This is a genomic window from Serratia sp. CY76391 (genome assembly GCF_052166695.1).
GTDB lineage: Bacteria > Pseudomonadota > Gammaproteobacteria > Enterobacterales > Enterobacteriaceae > Serratia > Serratia nematodiphila.
In genome coordinates, this window is sequence record NZ_JBJNOJ010000003.1 from 96,484 (window position 1) to 110,910 (window position 14,427).

15 protein-coding genes and 1 tRNA gene are annotated in these 14,427 nt (G+C 55.5%); 8 read left to right on the top strand and 8 right to left on the bottom strand.

Annotated elements, in window-relative coordinates:
- Positions 1–8: 8 nt before the first annotated feature.
- The 4 genes from ACJ8PN_RS08325 to ACJ8PN_RS08340 all read right to left on the bottom strand — a co-directional run bounded on the left by ACJ8PN_RS08325 (position 9) and on the right by ACJ8PN_RS08340 (position 3,157).
- Positions 9–1,262 (bottom strand): PTS transporter subunit IIC, encoded by a 1,254-nt coding sequence (locus tag ACJ8PN_RS08325; protein WP_154871079.1) that lies wholly within the window; start codon positions 1,260–1,262, stop codon positions 9–11.
- Positions 1,263–1,288: 26 nt separating this feature from the next.
- Positions 1,289–1,582, bottom strand: coding sequence for a PTS sugar transporter subunit IIB (locus tag ACJ8PN_RS08330; protein WP_074053719.1), 294 nt, complete (start codon positions 1,580–1,582; stop codon positions 1,289–1,291).
- A gap of 20 nt (positions 1,583–1,602) precedes the next feature.
- Positions 1,603–2,052: a PTS galactitol transporter subunit IIA gene (gatA, locus tag ACJ8PN_RS08335; protein WP_154871081.1), complete on the bottom strand. Its 450-nt coding sequence runs from the start codon at positions 2,050–2,052 to the stop codon at positions 1,603–1,605.
- 349 nt (positions 2,053–2,401) lie between these two features.
- Positions 2,402–3,157, bottom strand: a complete 756-nt coding sequence (locus ACJ8PN_RS08340) for a DeoR/GlpR family DNA-binding transcription regulator (protein ID WP_089181092.1) — start codon at positions 3,155–3,157, stop codon at positions 2,402–2,404.
- A 379-nt stretch (positions 3,158–3,536) separates the two neighbouring features.
- Here ACJ8PN_RS08340 and ACJ8PN_RS08345 point away from each other — a divergent pair, with 379 nt between their 5' ends.
- From ACJ8PN_RS08345 to hxlB, 5 genes are read left to right on the top strand one after another with little or no spacing between them, the layout of a single operon-like run.
- Positions 3,537–4,073 (top strand): RpiB/LacA/LacB family sugar-phosphate isomerase, encoded by a 537-nt coding sequence (locus ACJ8PN_RS08345; protein WP_074053722.1) that lies wholly within the window; start codon positions 3,537–3,539, stop codon positions 4,071–4,073.
- Between the two features lie 3 nt (positions 4,074–4,076).
- A complete protein-coding gene (locus tag ACJ8PN_RS08350) occupies positions 4,077–5,447 on the top strand; it encodes a PTS galactitol transporter subunit IIC (RefSeq protein ID WP_437188645.1) in 1,371 nt (456 codons plus the stop codon).
- A 21-nt stretch (positions 5,448–5,468) separates the two neighbouring features.
- The gene (locus tag ACJ8PN_RS08355; RefSeq protein WP_074054856.1) at positions 5,469–5,753 is read left to right on the top strand and encodes a PTS sugar transporter subunit IIB; all 285 of its coding nucleotides are present in this window, start codon (positions 5,469–5,471) and stop codon (positions 5,751–5,753) included.
- Between the two features lie 7 nt (positions 5,754–5,760).
- The gene (locus ACJ8PN_RS08360; RefSeq protein ID WP_154871208.1) at positions 5,761–6,219 is read left to right on the top strand and encodes a PTS sugar transporter subunit IIA; all 459 of its coding nucleotides are present in this window, start codon (positions 5,761–5,763) and stop codon (positions 6,217–6,219) included.
- 53 nt (positions 6,220–6,272) lie between these two features.
- Positions 6,273–6,794 (top strand): 6-phospho-3-hexuloisomerase, encoded by a 522-nt coding sequence (gene hxlB, locus ACJ8PN_RS08365; RefSeq protein WP_154871083.1) that lies wholly within the window; start codon positions 6,273–6,275, stop codon positions 6,792–6,794.
- 28 nt (positions 6,795–6,822) lie between these two features.
- On the opposite strand, the gene ACJ8PN_RS08370 is transcribed toward hxlB, so the two are convergent.
- The 4 genes from ACJ8PN_RS08370 to dpiA all read right to left on the bottom strand — a co-directional run bounded on the left by ACJ8PN_RS08370 (position 6,823) and on the right by dpiA (position 12,156).
- The gene (locus ACJ8PN_RS08370) at positions 6,823–7,788 is read right to left on the bottom strand and encodes a sugar-binding transcriptional regulator (RefSeq protein ID WP_154871084.1); all 966 of its coding nucleotides are present in this window, start codon (positions 7,786–7,788) and stop codon (positions 6,823–6,825) included.
- Positions 7,789–8,081: 293 nt separating this feature from the next.
- Positions 8,082–8,157 (bottom strand) — tRNA-Asn (locus tag ACJ8PN_RS08375).
- 114 nt (positions 8,158–8,271) lie between these two features.
- On the bottom strand, positions 8,272–11,367 hold the full coding sequence (locus ACJ8PN_RS08380; protein WP_442534812.1) for a beta-galactosidase: 3,096 nt from the start codon (positions 11,365–11,367) through the stop codon (positions 8,272–8,274).
- Between the two features lie 102 nt (positions 11,368–11,469).
- Positions 11,470–12,156 carry a two-component response regulator DpiA gene (gene dpiA / locus ACJ8PN_RS08385; protein ID WP_021505854.1) on the bottom strand — a complete coding sequence of 229 codons (687 nt, stop codon included), beginning with the start codon at positions 12,154–12,156 and terminating at the stop codon, positions 11,470–11,472.
- A gap of 313 nt (positions 12,157–12,469) precedes the next feature.
- On the opposite strand from dpiA, the gene citC reads away from it, so the two are divergent.
- The 3 genes from citC to ACJ8PN_RS08400 form a co-directional block, all read left to right on the top strand.
- Positions 12,470–13,540, top strand: coding sequence for a [citrate (pro-3S)-lyase] ligase (gene citC / locus ACJ8PN_RS08390; protein WP_004940809.1), 1,071 nt, complete (start codon positions 12,470–12,472; stop codon positions 13,538–13,540).
- Positions 13,540–13,848: a citrate lyase acyl carrier protein gene (citD, locus tag ACJ8PN_RS08395; RefSeq protein ID WP_004940811.1), complete on the top strand. Its 309-nt coding sequence runs from the start codon at positions 13,540–13,542 to the stop codon at positions 13,846–13,848. The genes citC and citD overlap by 1 nt, the downstream gene beginning before the upstream one ends.
- Positions 13,832–14,427 (top strand): aldolase/citrate lyase family protein (locus tag ACJ8PN_RS08400; protein ID WP_442534813.1); only part of this gene is annotated, 596 nt, incomplete at its 3' end. The genes citD and ACJ8PN_RS08400, both read left to right, overlap by 17 nt.

Here is a 14,427-nt window from a genome sequence, read left to right on the forward strand (position 1 = left end):
TCTGCTAATTAGTGAGTTACTGTACTCAGCCAGTAAGTTAAGATTTCCCATGGACCCGTTAAAACAAAATCTGTTCCTTGTCCCTGCAGGCCAACGCCCGCACCGTTCAGGAATTGCGTTGCACCTGGCGCCACATAGCCCCCCAAATACATGACCACCACACAGAACAGTAGGGTAGAGATAATTGAGCGAATAACGTTGCCGTTGCTGACCATAACCGTCATGGTCGTCATATAGATGATTGACATCAGCACGCCGATTGGAAAGATCTGGATGCCCGGTAAAACCAACGCGCAAAGCATGGTCAGAGGGATGGTAATGACGGTAACGGTCACCGTTGCCGGATCGCCGAGAGCCAGGGCGCAGTCCATCCCAATATTCAGTTCCGCATCCTTACCCATCTGTTTCTGCATGATTTCTTTGGCACTTTTACCAATCGGGTTAAGCCCTTCCATCAGAACGCCAACGACTTTCGGCAGCAGTACCATGACGCCGGCAATGCCCATTGCCATTGGCACAATGGTCGTGATCGGTTGCTTGGTTAAAAGACCCAGGAGGGCACCGACAATGACGCCAATGATTGCCGGTTCGCCAAAAACACCCAGCCGTTTCTGAACGCTCTCTAAGTCCACATCAAGTTTGTTCAAACCTGGAATGAAATCGATAATTTTGTTTACAAGCCAGGCAAATGGTAATGTCCAGCCGATATGAATCATCGTGGTGCAGGTTGTTCCTTCGAGGCCATAGTATTTTTGCCATCTTGGCGCAATCAGGTCGCCGATAAACAGCGCAACCACGCTGAGGACAACTGCCACTCCCAGCCCCAGAAAGAAACTATCGAAGACGAAGTAAGCCAGTGCACCCGGTACCAGGAAGTGCATATAGTTCCAGATATCGACGTTCAAGGTTTTGGTCAGCTTTAGGCGGACCAGGATCAGATTCAGGACAATACCAATCGGAATGACCATCGCCGCAAACGGGGCTACCCATGCCGCAGCGCCTACCGCAGGCCATCCAATATCAGCAACGGTGAAACCGCTGCCGATTTTGGAGTAATATTCAATTGCCGGGTGAAGGGCGGTATTCAGTAGGCCGACAACCAGGCCCAGGCCGATAAAGCCAATACCGACGGTGATGCCCGACTTAATGGCTGCACCGATTTTCATACGGAAAACCAAACCTAAAAGGAAAATAACCAGCGGTAATATTGCCGTAGCGCCCATGCTTGTGATTGTAAACATGATGCTTTTTAATGTTTCCATTTTACCATCCCCCGGTTTACGCGGATTTATTTTTTTGCTGTCTCGATTAATAATTCGCCTAATTTTCTTCGCAGGGCTGCTTCATTGATACCAGTGATAAAGCCGGAAACGCTCATATGGGGCTTCCCAATATCACCTTTATAGTTATTGGTGGTTAAAACGATATCAGCGCTTTGCATCTCAGAAGCTAATTCTGACATGCTGCATTTATTGATTTTAACGTTAGCAATGTTGTATTCCGCACAAACTGATTTAACTTCATCAGCTGCTAACGTAGATGTTGCTACGCCGCTTCCGCAGGCTACGAGGATAGTAATCATAATAATGCTCCTGGTGTTTGTTATTTAATTATTGTGTTAACGAACATTGCTTTTGCTTCCTCAGCAGGAAGCTCAAGCATTTGATGATAAAAATCAGCCATCTGAAGATGGTTAAATAATGCTTTTAGCAACTGCAACTGATCGGCCGGGTCAGTCACAACTAAATTAATCACCAAGTTGACCCATAACTTCCCATCACCATCAGCTGCATTAACCTCAATAGCTTCCGCGAGACGGAGAATATAAATAGCCGGCTTAATTGCGTGCTGGCTGTCGCAATGTGGGATGGCGACAGAATATCCATCCAACTGGATACCGGTAGGGTAATCCGCTTCACGCTCACGAAGGGCACTTAGATAAGTCTCTTTAACTATGCCCGCAGCAGTCTGTGTTGCATGGATATGCTGCAGCACCTCATCGTAATTCTTGAACGCGGCGGCATCCGCAACATTGACGGTAATCGCACTCACTTTATCCTCCCCTCACGATACATGGAATGCTCATATGAGTTGTTTGTTTATCATATGAGCATTTATAGCACATCGTTTTTGTAGGGATCTAAGGAGGTTTCAAAATTTATAAGTCGATCACAATAAATCACATTGGTGCATTTTTATTTTTGCTCAAATGAGCATTTGGCTGGAGTGTGAATATGCGAGATTTGACTCAATAAATTGAATTATATGGGTATTTATTGATTTTTGGCTTTTGCGGGGTGAACTCACTGAATAACGCCATAGAGCTCTTATGAGCACTTTCCAGGCGTGTACAAAGGCCGGACGGTGTAGAACCACACCCACACCGTCGGTGATAAGCGGTTCAACACGTGATGACAGTCGTGAACCTTGATACTTCCGCGATGCTTTCTTTATCCGCCACCTCATTGGTTATGAGGGCGGTAATTTCTGACCAATCGCAAATTTTGAACAGGCTGCTGCGCTGAAACTTTGTGTAGTCACCCAAGATGTATTTTTTCTCGGATCGGGCGATGATGGTTCTGTCTAAAAAGGCATCAGAGGACGACGGTGTCGAAGGTCCCCCCATCTTGCTGAAACCATCCGTACCGATAAAACACAGGTCAACGTTGATATCGTTGATCATCGAGACCGCCCAGCCGCCGAACACTGATGAGCTTTTTTTCCTTAGTTCTCCACCGAAAAGAAAGACCTGATTATCAGATTCGATGAGAACACTTGCCACGGGGAGAGAGTCTGTAAAGATTTTGAAGCCGGATTTCAGACACAACAGATTGGCCAGCTCAAAGTTGGAACTGCCGGTACCGATTATCATGGAACTGTTTGGCGGGATGAATTCCAGGGCTTTCCTGGCAATGGCTTGCTTGAAGGAACTGTTCTCTTTTTCCCTGACCTGGAAGGGATGTTCGATGGCGCCTTGTTTTAGGGTTGCGCCGCCATGGCTTTTAACCAACAACCCCTTTTGTTCAAGGTAAGTCAGATCTTTGCGTATCGTCTCATAAGTAACCTCATACTTTTTCGCAAGGTCGCTGACATACACGGTACCTGCCGAAATAATCTCTTCGAGTATCAGTTTTCTCCTTTCATCAACCAGGTACATCCTTCCTCCTGAACGGTTTAGCGGGTGGTTTGGGGGACAGCATAGCACAAATGATGCAAACAAAAGCAAACCCCAGGTGAATGCGAGGTCGTGCATTTTCAATGAAACGTCTAACTTTCCCTTCAACTTGAATTTATTTAATTTGTTGATTTGATTCATATTTTTAGTAATTTCCTCATGCGTCGACTTGCCATGATGGTAACGTCAATTTTTGTTTAAAATTTGACCTATATTGTTATTTATTAGTTTTTATTTGTTTTTGTTGGTTTTTAATCCTTTATATATCAATTGTTTATTTGTTTTGTGATTTTGATCTCAGTTGATAACCAATATTTGCCAACTCTATGCTTGGCTTAAGTTACTAATGAGGTGGGTTGAGATGAAAACTAAAATTGCAATCGCAAGCGATGATGTGGGGTTTGAACGCAAGGAGGAGATCAAAAAATACCTTGTAGAAGAGAAAGGTGCGGAGATTGTGTACGATCCCGTCAAACGTAAGGAGGACGGCGTGAATAATTTTGCCCGTCTGGCAGACGAAATGGCGGGGGTGATCCAGCGTGACGAATGCCGCATGGGCATTTATATCTGCGGCACCGGTATCGGGTTTACGTGCCAGGTGAATAAACACTGGGGTATTCGCGCGGTTGCCGTAACGAATCCTTATTCTGCGAAACGCGCGCGGCTGAGCAACAATGCGCAGGTGATTGGACTCGGCTGCCGGGTTAATGATCTTGAATACACCAAAATGATCGTGGACGCGTGGTATGACAATCCGTTTGACTTCGCCACAGCAAGAGAAAACTCCAAAAAGAACCTGCTGGAAGCTGAACGCAGCGATAACTCGCTGCTGACAAAACCGGGTGATGTTCGCTGGAATATGGGGTTCCGACCCGATGATGAGATTTCCGAGGGCTAAAAAATGGAACTGATCACACAGTTTATCAATGACCTGGGTAACTTTATTTTCATACCCGTCATCTTCCTTATCCTGATGAAGCTGCTGGGCCGTCCGCTGTCCGAATGCATTTCATCCGCGATCAAAGTCGGTATCGGTTTCATCGCATTAACCATGACCATCATGTTAATGCTGGAAAAAATGCAGCCGGCGGTCACTGGGCTCGCGAAAGCCACAGGATCGTCACTCAGCGCCATTGACGTGGGAGGGGCGGCAACGGCCGTCATGGGTTTTGGCTCAAGTATGGGGGCGATTATCATCCCGCTGTGCGTGGCCGTAAACATTGCCATGCTGGTCGCTCGCCTGACTGACTGCGTGAACGTCGATGTGTTTAACCTGCATCAGAATGCCTCCATGGGGGCGATCGTGGGGGCCTACTCCGGCAGCTTCCTGTACGGTGTTCTTACTGCCGCGCTGTTCCACGTCTGGGCGCTGATTGCGGCGGATCTGGGCGCGAAAAAGAACGAAAAATTCTTCAATCTGCCGAAAGGTGTCGCTATATCGCATCCGGTTGCGAATACCTACCTGTTGTTCGCCTACCCATTTAACTGGGTTTACGATCGCATCCCGGGTTTCCGTAATCTGAACGTGACCGCAGAAAGTATTCAGAAACGTTTTGGCATTCTCGGCGATCCGACCATGGTGGGTTTCATCATCGGCATCCTGCTGGGTTTCTGCGGTTATGGCTGGGAGTCTCCGTATCATACGATCATAGCGAGCCTTCAACTGGGGATGTACCTCGCGGCCGTCATGCTTCTTCTCCCGCGCATGACCTCCATCATGATGGAAGGACTGGTACCGCTGTCCAACGTGGCGCGTAAGAAACTGGTCAAACGTTTCCCCGATCGCGAGATCACCGTCGGCATGGATACGGCGCTGATCGTTGGCCACCCGTCGGTTATCGCCCCCGCACTGTTGTTGATCCCGGTGATTGTGATCCTTGCCGTGATCCTGCCTGGCAATCGCGTGATGCCGCTGGGTGACCTGTCGCAGTTCGTGTTCTTTATTGCCTGCATGGTGCCTGTTTTCAACGGCAATATTATTCGCACCTGGGTGACTTCCATCATCCTGTTTGGTGGTGGTCTGTACATTGCGTCATGGATGGCGCCAGCCACCAACGAAGTGTTCCAGCAGTTCGGCACCAACCCGGATGCGAGCGTGATGTATTCATCTCTGAACCCGTCGGCCAACCCGTTCACCGGTCTTTTTGCCGCACTCAGCCATGTGGGCATCGTCGGTTACGCGCTTGCTGCCGTGCTGCTGGTGTCTGTGGGGTACTTGCTTAAACAGAGGTCACGCCGCCAGTTAAAAGCAGAAGCAGAAAAAACGATTTAACCATTTAAAAAGGTAATGAAAATGAAAAAGATCTTAGTCGTGTGCGGTAACGGTATTGCTTCTTCCTCCATCATGGTTTCTGTCCTGCAAGACTTTCTGAAAGAGCAGAAAATGGAAGCGCAGGTTGATAAATCCTCTCTGATGGCGTGCACCACGGACACTTTTAACGGATATGACCTGATCGTCTCCTCCACCAAACTGGATAACCCGGGGATCACGACGCGCGTTATTGTGGGCGCAGGCCTGTTAACCGGTTTGGGTGAAGATGAAATCTTCGATGCCGTTAAAGAAGAAATGCTGAAGTAGGTGAATGATGAAACTCGAAATTCTGGTAAACGACGTTGAGGGAACCATCGCTGACTGGCGCGCCGCTATTGAGTTTGCCGGCCAGAAGCTGCTGGAGAAGGGCTACATCACACCGGAGTACATCCAGGCCTGTCTGGTACGTGAAAAAACCTACCCGACGGGTTTGATGATGGCAAATGGGCAGGGGATTGCCATTCCCCATGCGGACTACACGCTGGTAAAGACCAACAGCATCAGTATCGTTCGTTTTGACAAGGGGGTGCTTTTCGGCCAGATGGAAGATGCCGATCTGACCGTTGAATGCGGCATTATGTTCAACCTTGCGTTCGCCACAAGCGATCAGCACATGGCGGTACTGCGTCGCCTTTTCACGCTTTTCCAGGAGCTGTCGTTCATTGAGTCCTGCCGCAACCTGAAAACGCACGAAGTCGGAAAATACGTTGAAGAGATGCTTTCGGCATCCTGATAAACAAGAGGCAGATACGCAGGTATCTGCCTTTTTCATAGAAGAATTGCACGATGAAAAACTACTCTCTCGTTTTAAACGAACTCGCATCGCTCGCTGGAAAAATCGATGAGCGGGAATTTAATGCCGTGATTGATTCCATCGTTACCGCGAACCACATTTTCCTTGCCGGGGCCGGTCGTTCGGGGCAAATGATTAATGCATTGACGAACAGACTGATGCACCTGGGGATGTCGGTCAGCGTGGTGGGTGAAATCAGTTCTCCTCATTCACATGCAGGCGATTTGTTGATTGTGGGATCCGGTTCTGGGGAGACTCCGCGTCTGATTAATCAAGTGAACATTGCGAAGAAAAACGGGGTGCAGATCGCGCTGATCACCGCGGCACCGGGCTCAACGCTGGCGGGGCTGGCTGATCATGTGTTGACCATTCCGGCCGGTGACAGTGTGCAGCCAATGGGATCGCTTTTTGAGCAGGCCTGCCTGCTGATGTACGACAGCATTGTGTTAGGGCTAATGGAAAAACTTAACGAAACAAACCAGACGATGAAAGCACGTCACGCCGACATTGAGTAATGCCGGCGCGGAGTTCGTTGTGCGGCCATCACTCCAGAAGTTTGATGGCCGTATCAAAGTCTGTGATTAACACTTTCAAAAGGCCGGATTTTAACGAAGCAACAATCCCTTCGTACTTCTCTTCACCGCCCGCCACACCGATCAATTTCTTCGTGGTTCTCAGCTGTTCGGTTGTAATGCCAAAGCCCAGCCGGCTCATGGGACTGTCCAGGATCTCTCCCTCGCTGTTGACCAGTGTCACGCAGACATCGGCAGCGATATCTTGAGCGAGCAGCGAATCACGCCAGGATTTTGGGAAAATATCGCACAGACTAGATGAACCCGTTTTCCAGGCACCAATGCCGGTGATCACCACGTCCATTTGCGGGTAAAATTTCTGGGCGTCCAGCACGGCCTGATCGCCTGCTAGTTTTTCCGCCAGACTCTCGTCATCGACCCACATCGGAACGTACATCGGGTGGGCCTTTCCGTGCGAAATGGCTGCAATTTTATGAATGAGATCCACGGGGCCTTGGCTGAATTCTATGCCTGGATGTACACCAGAGAGCTGGACAACATCCAGAGAGGGTAAAGAAACCAACTGACTGACGGTGCTGGACAAAACCCGCCCCCAAGCCATGCCAAATTTCATTCCCTCCTGGAGGGTTTCACTGAGATAATTCGCCGTGATCCCCCCGAGTTTGACGTTCAGCTGCTCTTGGGTGGACCAGGTTTCTGAAGCAGGAAGGACGACCGCTTCTTTAAGGCGGTATTTTTCGCAGAGGTTTCCGGCAATTTCTTCATCGAGCGCTTGCTGTTTAGGGAACACGAATTTGACGTATTCTTGCTCAATGGCCTCATCGATCAGACGGGCAACTTTAAAACGGGAAACGCCCAGCTCTTCAGCGATTTCAATCTTGGTTTTCATTTCCGCAAAGTAACGCCGGGCTACCAAGGAATAGAGATAGCGGGGATCGGAATGCTGCCAGCGGGAGGGGGCTTTGGTTCTGGGCATGTCATGTATCCTTTTGGGGCTGCAACGGGTGACCTTATCCGTTCAATTCTTCCAGCGAAAATCTACTCATAAGAGTATACATTTTTATGCTCAAAAGGTTGCATCAGTGAGAGATGCGTTGAATATCTGTGACTTAGAACACTAAGTTGGCTTTCGGGAAATATGACGCAGCGCGTTCAGCAAGGAGCAGAACCCTACCAACTTCTACCCCTCGCTCATAGCCGACAGAACCCATGCAAAACCCCAACAGCAAAAAGCCCGCTTAAGTTTCCTTAAGCGGGCTTCTCTAAATATGGCTCCTCTGACTGGACTCGAACCAGTGACATACGGATTAACAGTCCGCCGTTCTACCGACTGAACTACAGAGGAATCGTGTGAACGGGGCGAATAATAGCGAGGCGCCGCAGGCATGTCAAAGGCGGATTACACATTCTGTGACTGTTTGCTTACAGAATGCGCAACCCGTTGAGTTTTTTGGCAGATTTAGCCCTCTGGCGCCCGCTGCAGGCGCAGCTGATAGCGGTAAACGCCGGCGGTGAGCAGGTAATCCCGGTGCACGCTCGGGCTCCAGGAGTCGTCGCCGCCCACCCCCATGTGGAAGCCGTCCAGATGCAGCCAGGTGCCTGCTTCCGGCTGCAGCAGATGCTGGTGGCTGCAGGCCATCAGCTGTTGCAGGCCGTAGCGGCTGAGCGAGAAATGGAAGCGGCCGTCGATGCGCCAGCCGCCGTAGCGCAGGCTGCGGGTGTCGCAGCGCATGCCGTTCTCGCCGGGGAAAATATACGGCGTGTGCAGATCCGCCAGCGGCAGGCGCCAGCGCCCATGCTGCGCGGCCAGGCGGCGATCAGGGTAGTTCTCGTGCGGGCCCAGACCCAGCCATTCCGCCTGCGGCTGCACCGTCGCCAGTTGGCAGTTCAGGCCGATGCGCGCCGGCGGCGTCAGGGCGTCGGCCACCTCGACCTCCACGTTCACGCTCACCGCGCCCAGCGCGTCGAACAGCCACTGCTTGCGGCTAATCAGCAGAATCTGCCCGTCCACGCCGAACTGGTGTTCGCTCACCACCCGCACGCCGTTTTGCAGCGCATCGGCCTGCAGCCGCGTGCAGCGCTCATCCAGCCGGTACAGGCCCGCCAGCTTCCAGCGTTCGACCCAGGCGTTGGGATCGATATGGTCCGCCTCGCTGACGCCGATGTCGTTGTCGATCGGCGCGCGCGCAAAGCCGTCGCGCAGCGGCGTCAGCAGCTGCGGCTGCTCATTCTGCCACCACTGCGTCAGGTGGCCGCTGCTGCGCTCGAAGCGCCAGCGCTGGTCGCCGTGGGTGAGCGTCAGACCCTGATCGTCTTCAATCAGCGTGGGCGGCACGCCCTGCGCCGGCGGCGGCGCGGGATGCAGCGCGCGTGGCACCCGCCACTGATCCCAGGCGCAGCGGTGGTGCGCTTCGGACCAGTCGGTGGCCTGCGGTTGCACCACCTCCACGTTCAGCCACAGCTCGCCGGGCTGATGCAGCATCGGCAGCCGATCGAGCAAGATGAAGCTAGCGCTGCCCTGCGGCGGCAGCGCCAGATCGAAGCTGCCGCTGGCGCGCTCCACGCCGTCCAGCTCCAGCCGCCAGTTGAGCTGTTCGTTGTCGGTGTGGCGGAACAGGTAATCGCTGGTGACGGTCAGCGTCAGCGAGGCGGCGTCGAAGGCGAAGCGGAACAGCTGCTGCGCCCGCTGCGCTTCGAACAGCGCCGGGTGCGGGGTGCGATCCGCGAACACCAGCCCGTTCAGGCAGAACTGGCGATCGTTGGGGGTGTCGCCGAAGTCGCCGCCGTAGGCCCAAAATTCCTCGCCGCGCTCGTCGCGCTTGATCAGCGCCTGATCGACCCAGTCCCAGACAAAGCCGCCCTGCAGGCGCGGATGTGCGTGGAACGCGCGCCAGTAGCGCTCAAAGCCGCCGAAACTGTTGCCCATCGCGTGGGCGTATTCGCACAGGATCAGCGGCCGCTGTTCTTCCGGCAGACCGATCCACTTGCCGATCGCCCATTTGGGCACCGCCGGGAACGGCTGATCCTGATCCACTCGCGCGTACATCGGGCAGATGATGTCGGTGGCGGCGGTGTCGGCGCCGCCGCCTTCATATTGTACCGGGCGGGTCGGATCCTGGCTTTTCACCCAGCGGTACAGCGCGTCGTGGTTCACGCCGTGGCCGGACTCGTTGCCCAGCGACCAGATAATGATGCAAGGGTGGTTGCGATCGCGTTGCACCATGCGGGTGACGCGCTCGCTCATCGCCGGCAACCACAGCGGATCGTCAGCCAGGCGGTTCATCGGCTGCATGCCGTGGGTCTCGATATTGGCTTCGTCCACCACGTACAGCCCGTAGCGATCGCACAGCCGGTACCACAGCGGGTGGTTGGGGTAATGCGAGCAGCGCACCGCGTTGAAGTTGTGCTGTTTCATCAGCAGGATGTCGTGGCGCATCGTCGCCTCGTCCATCACCTGGCCGTGGCGCGGGTGATGCTCGTGGCGGTTAACGCCGCGGATCAGCAGCGGCTGCCCGTTGAGCTTCAACAGCCCGCCGCTGATTTCCACCTGGCGGAAGCCGACGTCATAGGCCTCCACTTCGATAATCTCCCCCTCGGGGGAGAGCAGGGCGATGGTGGCGCGATACAGCGCGGGCGTTTCGGCGCTCCACAGCGCCGGGCGTTCCACCGGCAGGCGCAGCGTGACGCGATCGTCATAGGCGCCGCGCTCGTCCACGATATCGCTGCCGAGGGGCTGGGTGCGCTCGGCCACCCGTGCACCATCGCGCCACAGCTGAACCTGCACCTGCACCTGCAGCGGGCCGGGCCGGCTGGCGCGCGCCGTCACCACCAGTTCGCCGCGGGTAAAGCCGTCATGCAGCGGGGTGCTGATGCGCACATCGCTCAGGTGGGCGGCGGGTTTGTGCAACAGGCTGACGTCGCGAAAGATGCCGCTCATGCGCCACATGTCCTGATCTTCCAGATAGCTGCCGTCGCACCAGCGCAGCACCATTACCGCCAGCCGGTTTTCCCCCGGCCGCAGCCACGGGCCGAGATCGAACTCCGCCGGCAGGCGGCTGTCCTGCGAGTAGCCGACCCAGTGGCCGTTGCACCATAAATAGAACGCCGAGTTGACGCCGTCGAAGATGACGCGCGTCTGGCCGGCGGCCAGCCAGGCCGGATCGACGCTGAAGGTACGCGAGTAGCAGCCGGTGGGGTTGTCTTCCGGCACGCGTGGCGGATCGACCGGGAACGGGTAGCGCACGTTGGTGTAGATCGGCGCGTCGTAGCCGGCGAGCTGCCAGTTGCCCGGCACCGCCAGCGGGGCGGCGTCCGGCAGATCCTGCTGCAGCCAGCCTTCCGGCGCCGCCTCTGGGCGCGGGAAGTAGCTGAAACGCCATTCGCCGTTCAGCGACTTGCGGCTGGCGCTGGGGGCATCGTCGCGCGCGTCTTCCACCGTGCGCCAGCTGGCGAAAGGCGGGTGGGCGTCCAGCCGGCGGTAGTGGGTGCAGGCGGGGTTTTGCCAGTCACGGCGGGCGAGGATCTCGGACAGGGAAGCTAGGGGTTCAGCGGGCATCGGCGATCGTCCAGTCGGCTAGGTGATGCTCACCAAGATGCTGACCGGCGCATAAAAAGTAAAGCGGTTACACGCAACCTTGCAAGGGCGATCAAATAACCGCTAATGCGGCTCGCCGGCGCGGTAGATCCGCTGTGGGCGGCCCACCTTGCCGTAAATGATCTCGGCGCGCAGCTGCTGCGCGGCGGTGCAAAACTCCAGATAACGGCGCGCGGTGGTGCGGCTGAGCCCCATTTTTTGCGCAACGCTTTCAGCGGTGTGGCGCGCGGCGGGCTCGGCGAACAGCGCGCGGACCTTGCCGAGCGTCAGCTCGTCGATGCCGGCGGGCAGCGCCGCCTGCTGTTCGCCGCGGGCGTAGGTGTTGAACATCTCGTCGATGCGGCGCTGGTTGAGGCGCGCTTTGTCCTTCAGCGCTTCGCGGCGCTGGCTGAAGCGCTGCAGCGTCTGGCTCAGCCGGTCATAGGCCAGCGGTTTGATCAGGTAGTCGAACACGCCGTAGCGCAACGCCTCGGCCACGGTAGCCATGTCGCTGGCGGCGGTGATGAACACGATACCGCCGCGATAGCCGCTCAGCGTCAGTTCGCGCAGCAGGGTGATGCCCTGGCCGTCGGGCAGAAAGTTGTCCAGCAGGATCAGATCCGGCTTGAAGCGTTCGGTCATGGCGCGCGCCTGCGCCAGCGTGCCGGCCAGCCAAATCTGGCGGCAGCCGCCGTTCTGGCGGATAAACTCCGCATGCATCTCCGCCAGCGGCGTTTCGTCTTCAACGATCAGGATGTTCAGCCATTCCATAGTGCGACCCGTAATTGCAATAAAAATGCTAAGTGAATGTAAGTGAATTGCGGCGCCAAATAAAGATTATCTCAATAATAAACACCATAAGATTAATTAAGTAAATAAAGAACATTAAATAACTTATTAACCGGGATCGGTTTGTGAAATAGGTCAATAATCGGCGTTTTTTTTCTGCTTACCATGGGTTTATTGAACGAGAGGGTGATTTTATCTTCATGGTTTTTAAGGTTTTAATTGCCATTTTCGATGTTAATTAAAATGCCTTTTTGTATTTCATTTGTTGTTTGCCAGTTAACCCAGAGAGCGTGTTATGTTAGGCGATGCCGTATTTAACCGGGTAAAGCGATCGGATCATAAAGCGATTTCAGAAATAAGCGCCTTCTTGCGCAGTAACGATCTGAATATCGACACCACGGTTGAAATATTTATTACCGTTACCCAACACGACAAATTGGTCGCCTGCGGCGGCATCGCCGACAATATTATCAAATGCGTCGCCATCAGCCCGCTGATGCGCGGCGAAGGCTTGGCGCTGGCGCTGGCGACCGAGCTGGTGAACCTGGCCTATGAGCGCCATCACACCCAGCTGTTTATCTACACCAAGGTGCAGAACGAGCCGCTGTTCCGCCAGTGCGGTTTCTACCCGATCGCCACCGTGCCGGGCATCGTGGTGTTGATGGAAAACAGCCCGTGCCGCCTGAAGCGCTACGCCGCACAGCTGGCGAGCCAGCGCCGGCCGGGCGACACCATCGGCAGCATCGTGATGAACGCCAACCCCTTCACTCGCGGGCATCAGTATCTGGTGCGTCAGGCGGCCAAACGCTGCGACTGGCTGCACCTGTTTCTGGTGAAGGAAAACACCTCGCGCTTCAGCTATGAAGACCGGCGCCGGCTGGTGCTGGCCGGCACCGCCGACATCCCCAACCTCACGGTACACGAAGGCTCGCAGTACGTGATCTCGCGCGCCACCTTCCCCTGTTACTTCATCAAGGACCAGGGCGTGGCCGACGACTGTTACACCGAAATCGATCTGAAGATCTTCCGCCAGTATCTGGCGCCCGCGCTGGGCATTACGCACCGCTTCGTCGGCAACGAGCCGTTCTGCGCGGTGACCGCGAAATACAACCGCGACATGCGCTACTGGCTGGAAACGCCGGCGCTGCCCAGCCCGCCGATCGCGCTGGTGGAAATCGAGCGTTTGCAATATCAGGGCACGGCGATCTCCGCCTCCTGGGTGCGCAAGCTGCTGGCGGCGGGGGACTTCCACGCCGCCGCGCCGCTGGTGCCGCCGGACACCCTGTACTACCTGCAGGATCTGCAAACGCAGCGCCGGGCCAAGGCGGCCCCGCATCCTTTTGAGTCCGCACAATCAGGTGAATGATGAAAATTATCCGAGAAGCAATGGCCGGCACGCTGGAATCCAGCGATGTCATGGTGCGCATCGCGCCCGCCGAGGGGCCGCAGCACGATCTGCTGATCGCCAGCAGCGTGGAAAAACAGTTCGGCGCGGCGATCCGTCGCACCCTGCTGGAGGTGCTGCAGCGTTATGAGGTGGAACCGGTGCAGGTGATCGTCGACGACAAAGGGGCGCTGGACTGCGTGCTGCGCGCCCGGCTGGAAACCGCGCTGATGCGCGCCTGCGAGGGTGGCCAACTGCCGTGGGAGGCGAAAGATGAAAATGCTGAATAAAACCCGGCTGCGCCGCAGCATGTTGTTCGTCCCCGGCGCCAACGCGGCGATGGTCAGCAACGCCTTTATCTATCAGGCCGATGCGCTGATGTTCGATCTGGAAGACTCGGTGATCCTGCGTGAAAAAGACGCGGCACGCCGGCTGGTGTACCACGCGCTGCAGCACCCGCTGTACCAGGAGGTGGAAACCATCGTGCGCGTCAATGCGCTCGACTCCGCCTACGGCCTGGCGGATTTGCAGGCGGTGGTGCGCGGCGGCGCGGATATCGTGCGCCTGCCTAAGACCGACAGCGCGCAGGACGTTATCGACATGGAGCGCGAGATTGCCGCCATCGAAGCGGCCTGCGGCCGGCCGGTCGGCAGCACCGGGCTGCTGGCGGCGATCGAATCGGCGCAGGGCATCACCAACGCGGTGGCGATCGCGCACGCTTCGCCGCGTCTTATCGGCATCGCGCTGGGGGCGGAAGACTATGTACGCAACCTGCGCACCGAACGCTCGCCGGAAGGCATCGAGCTGCTGTTCGCCCGTTGCTCGCTGCTGCAGGGGGGGGGGGGGGGGGGGGGGGGGGGGGGCGGGGG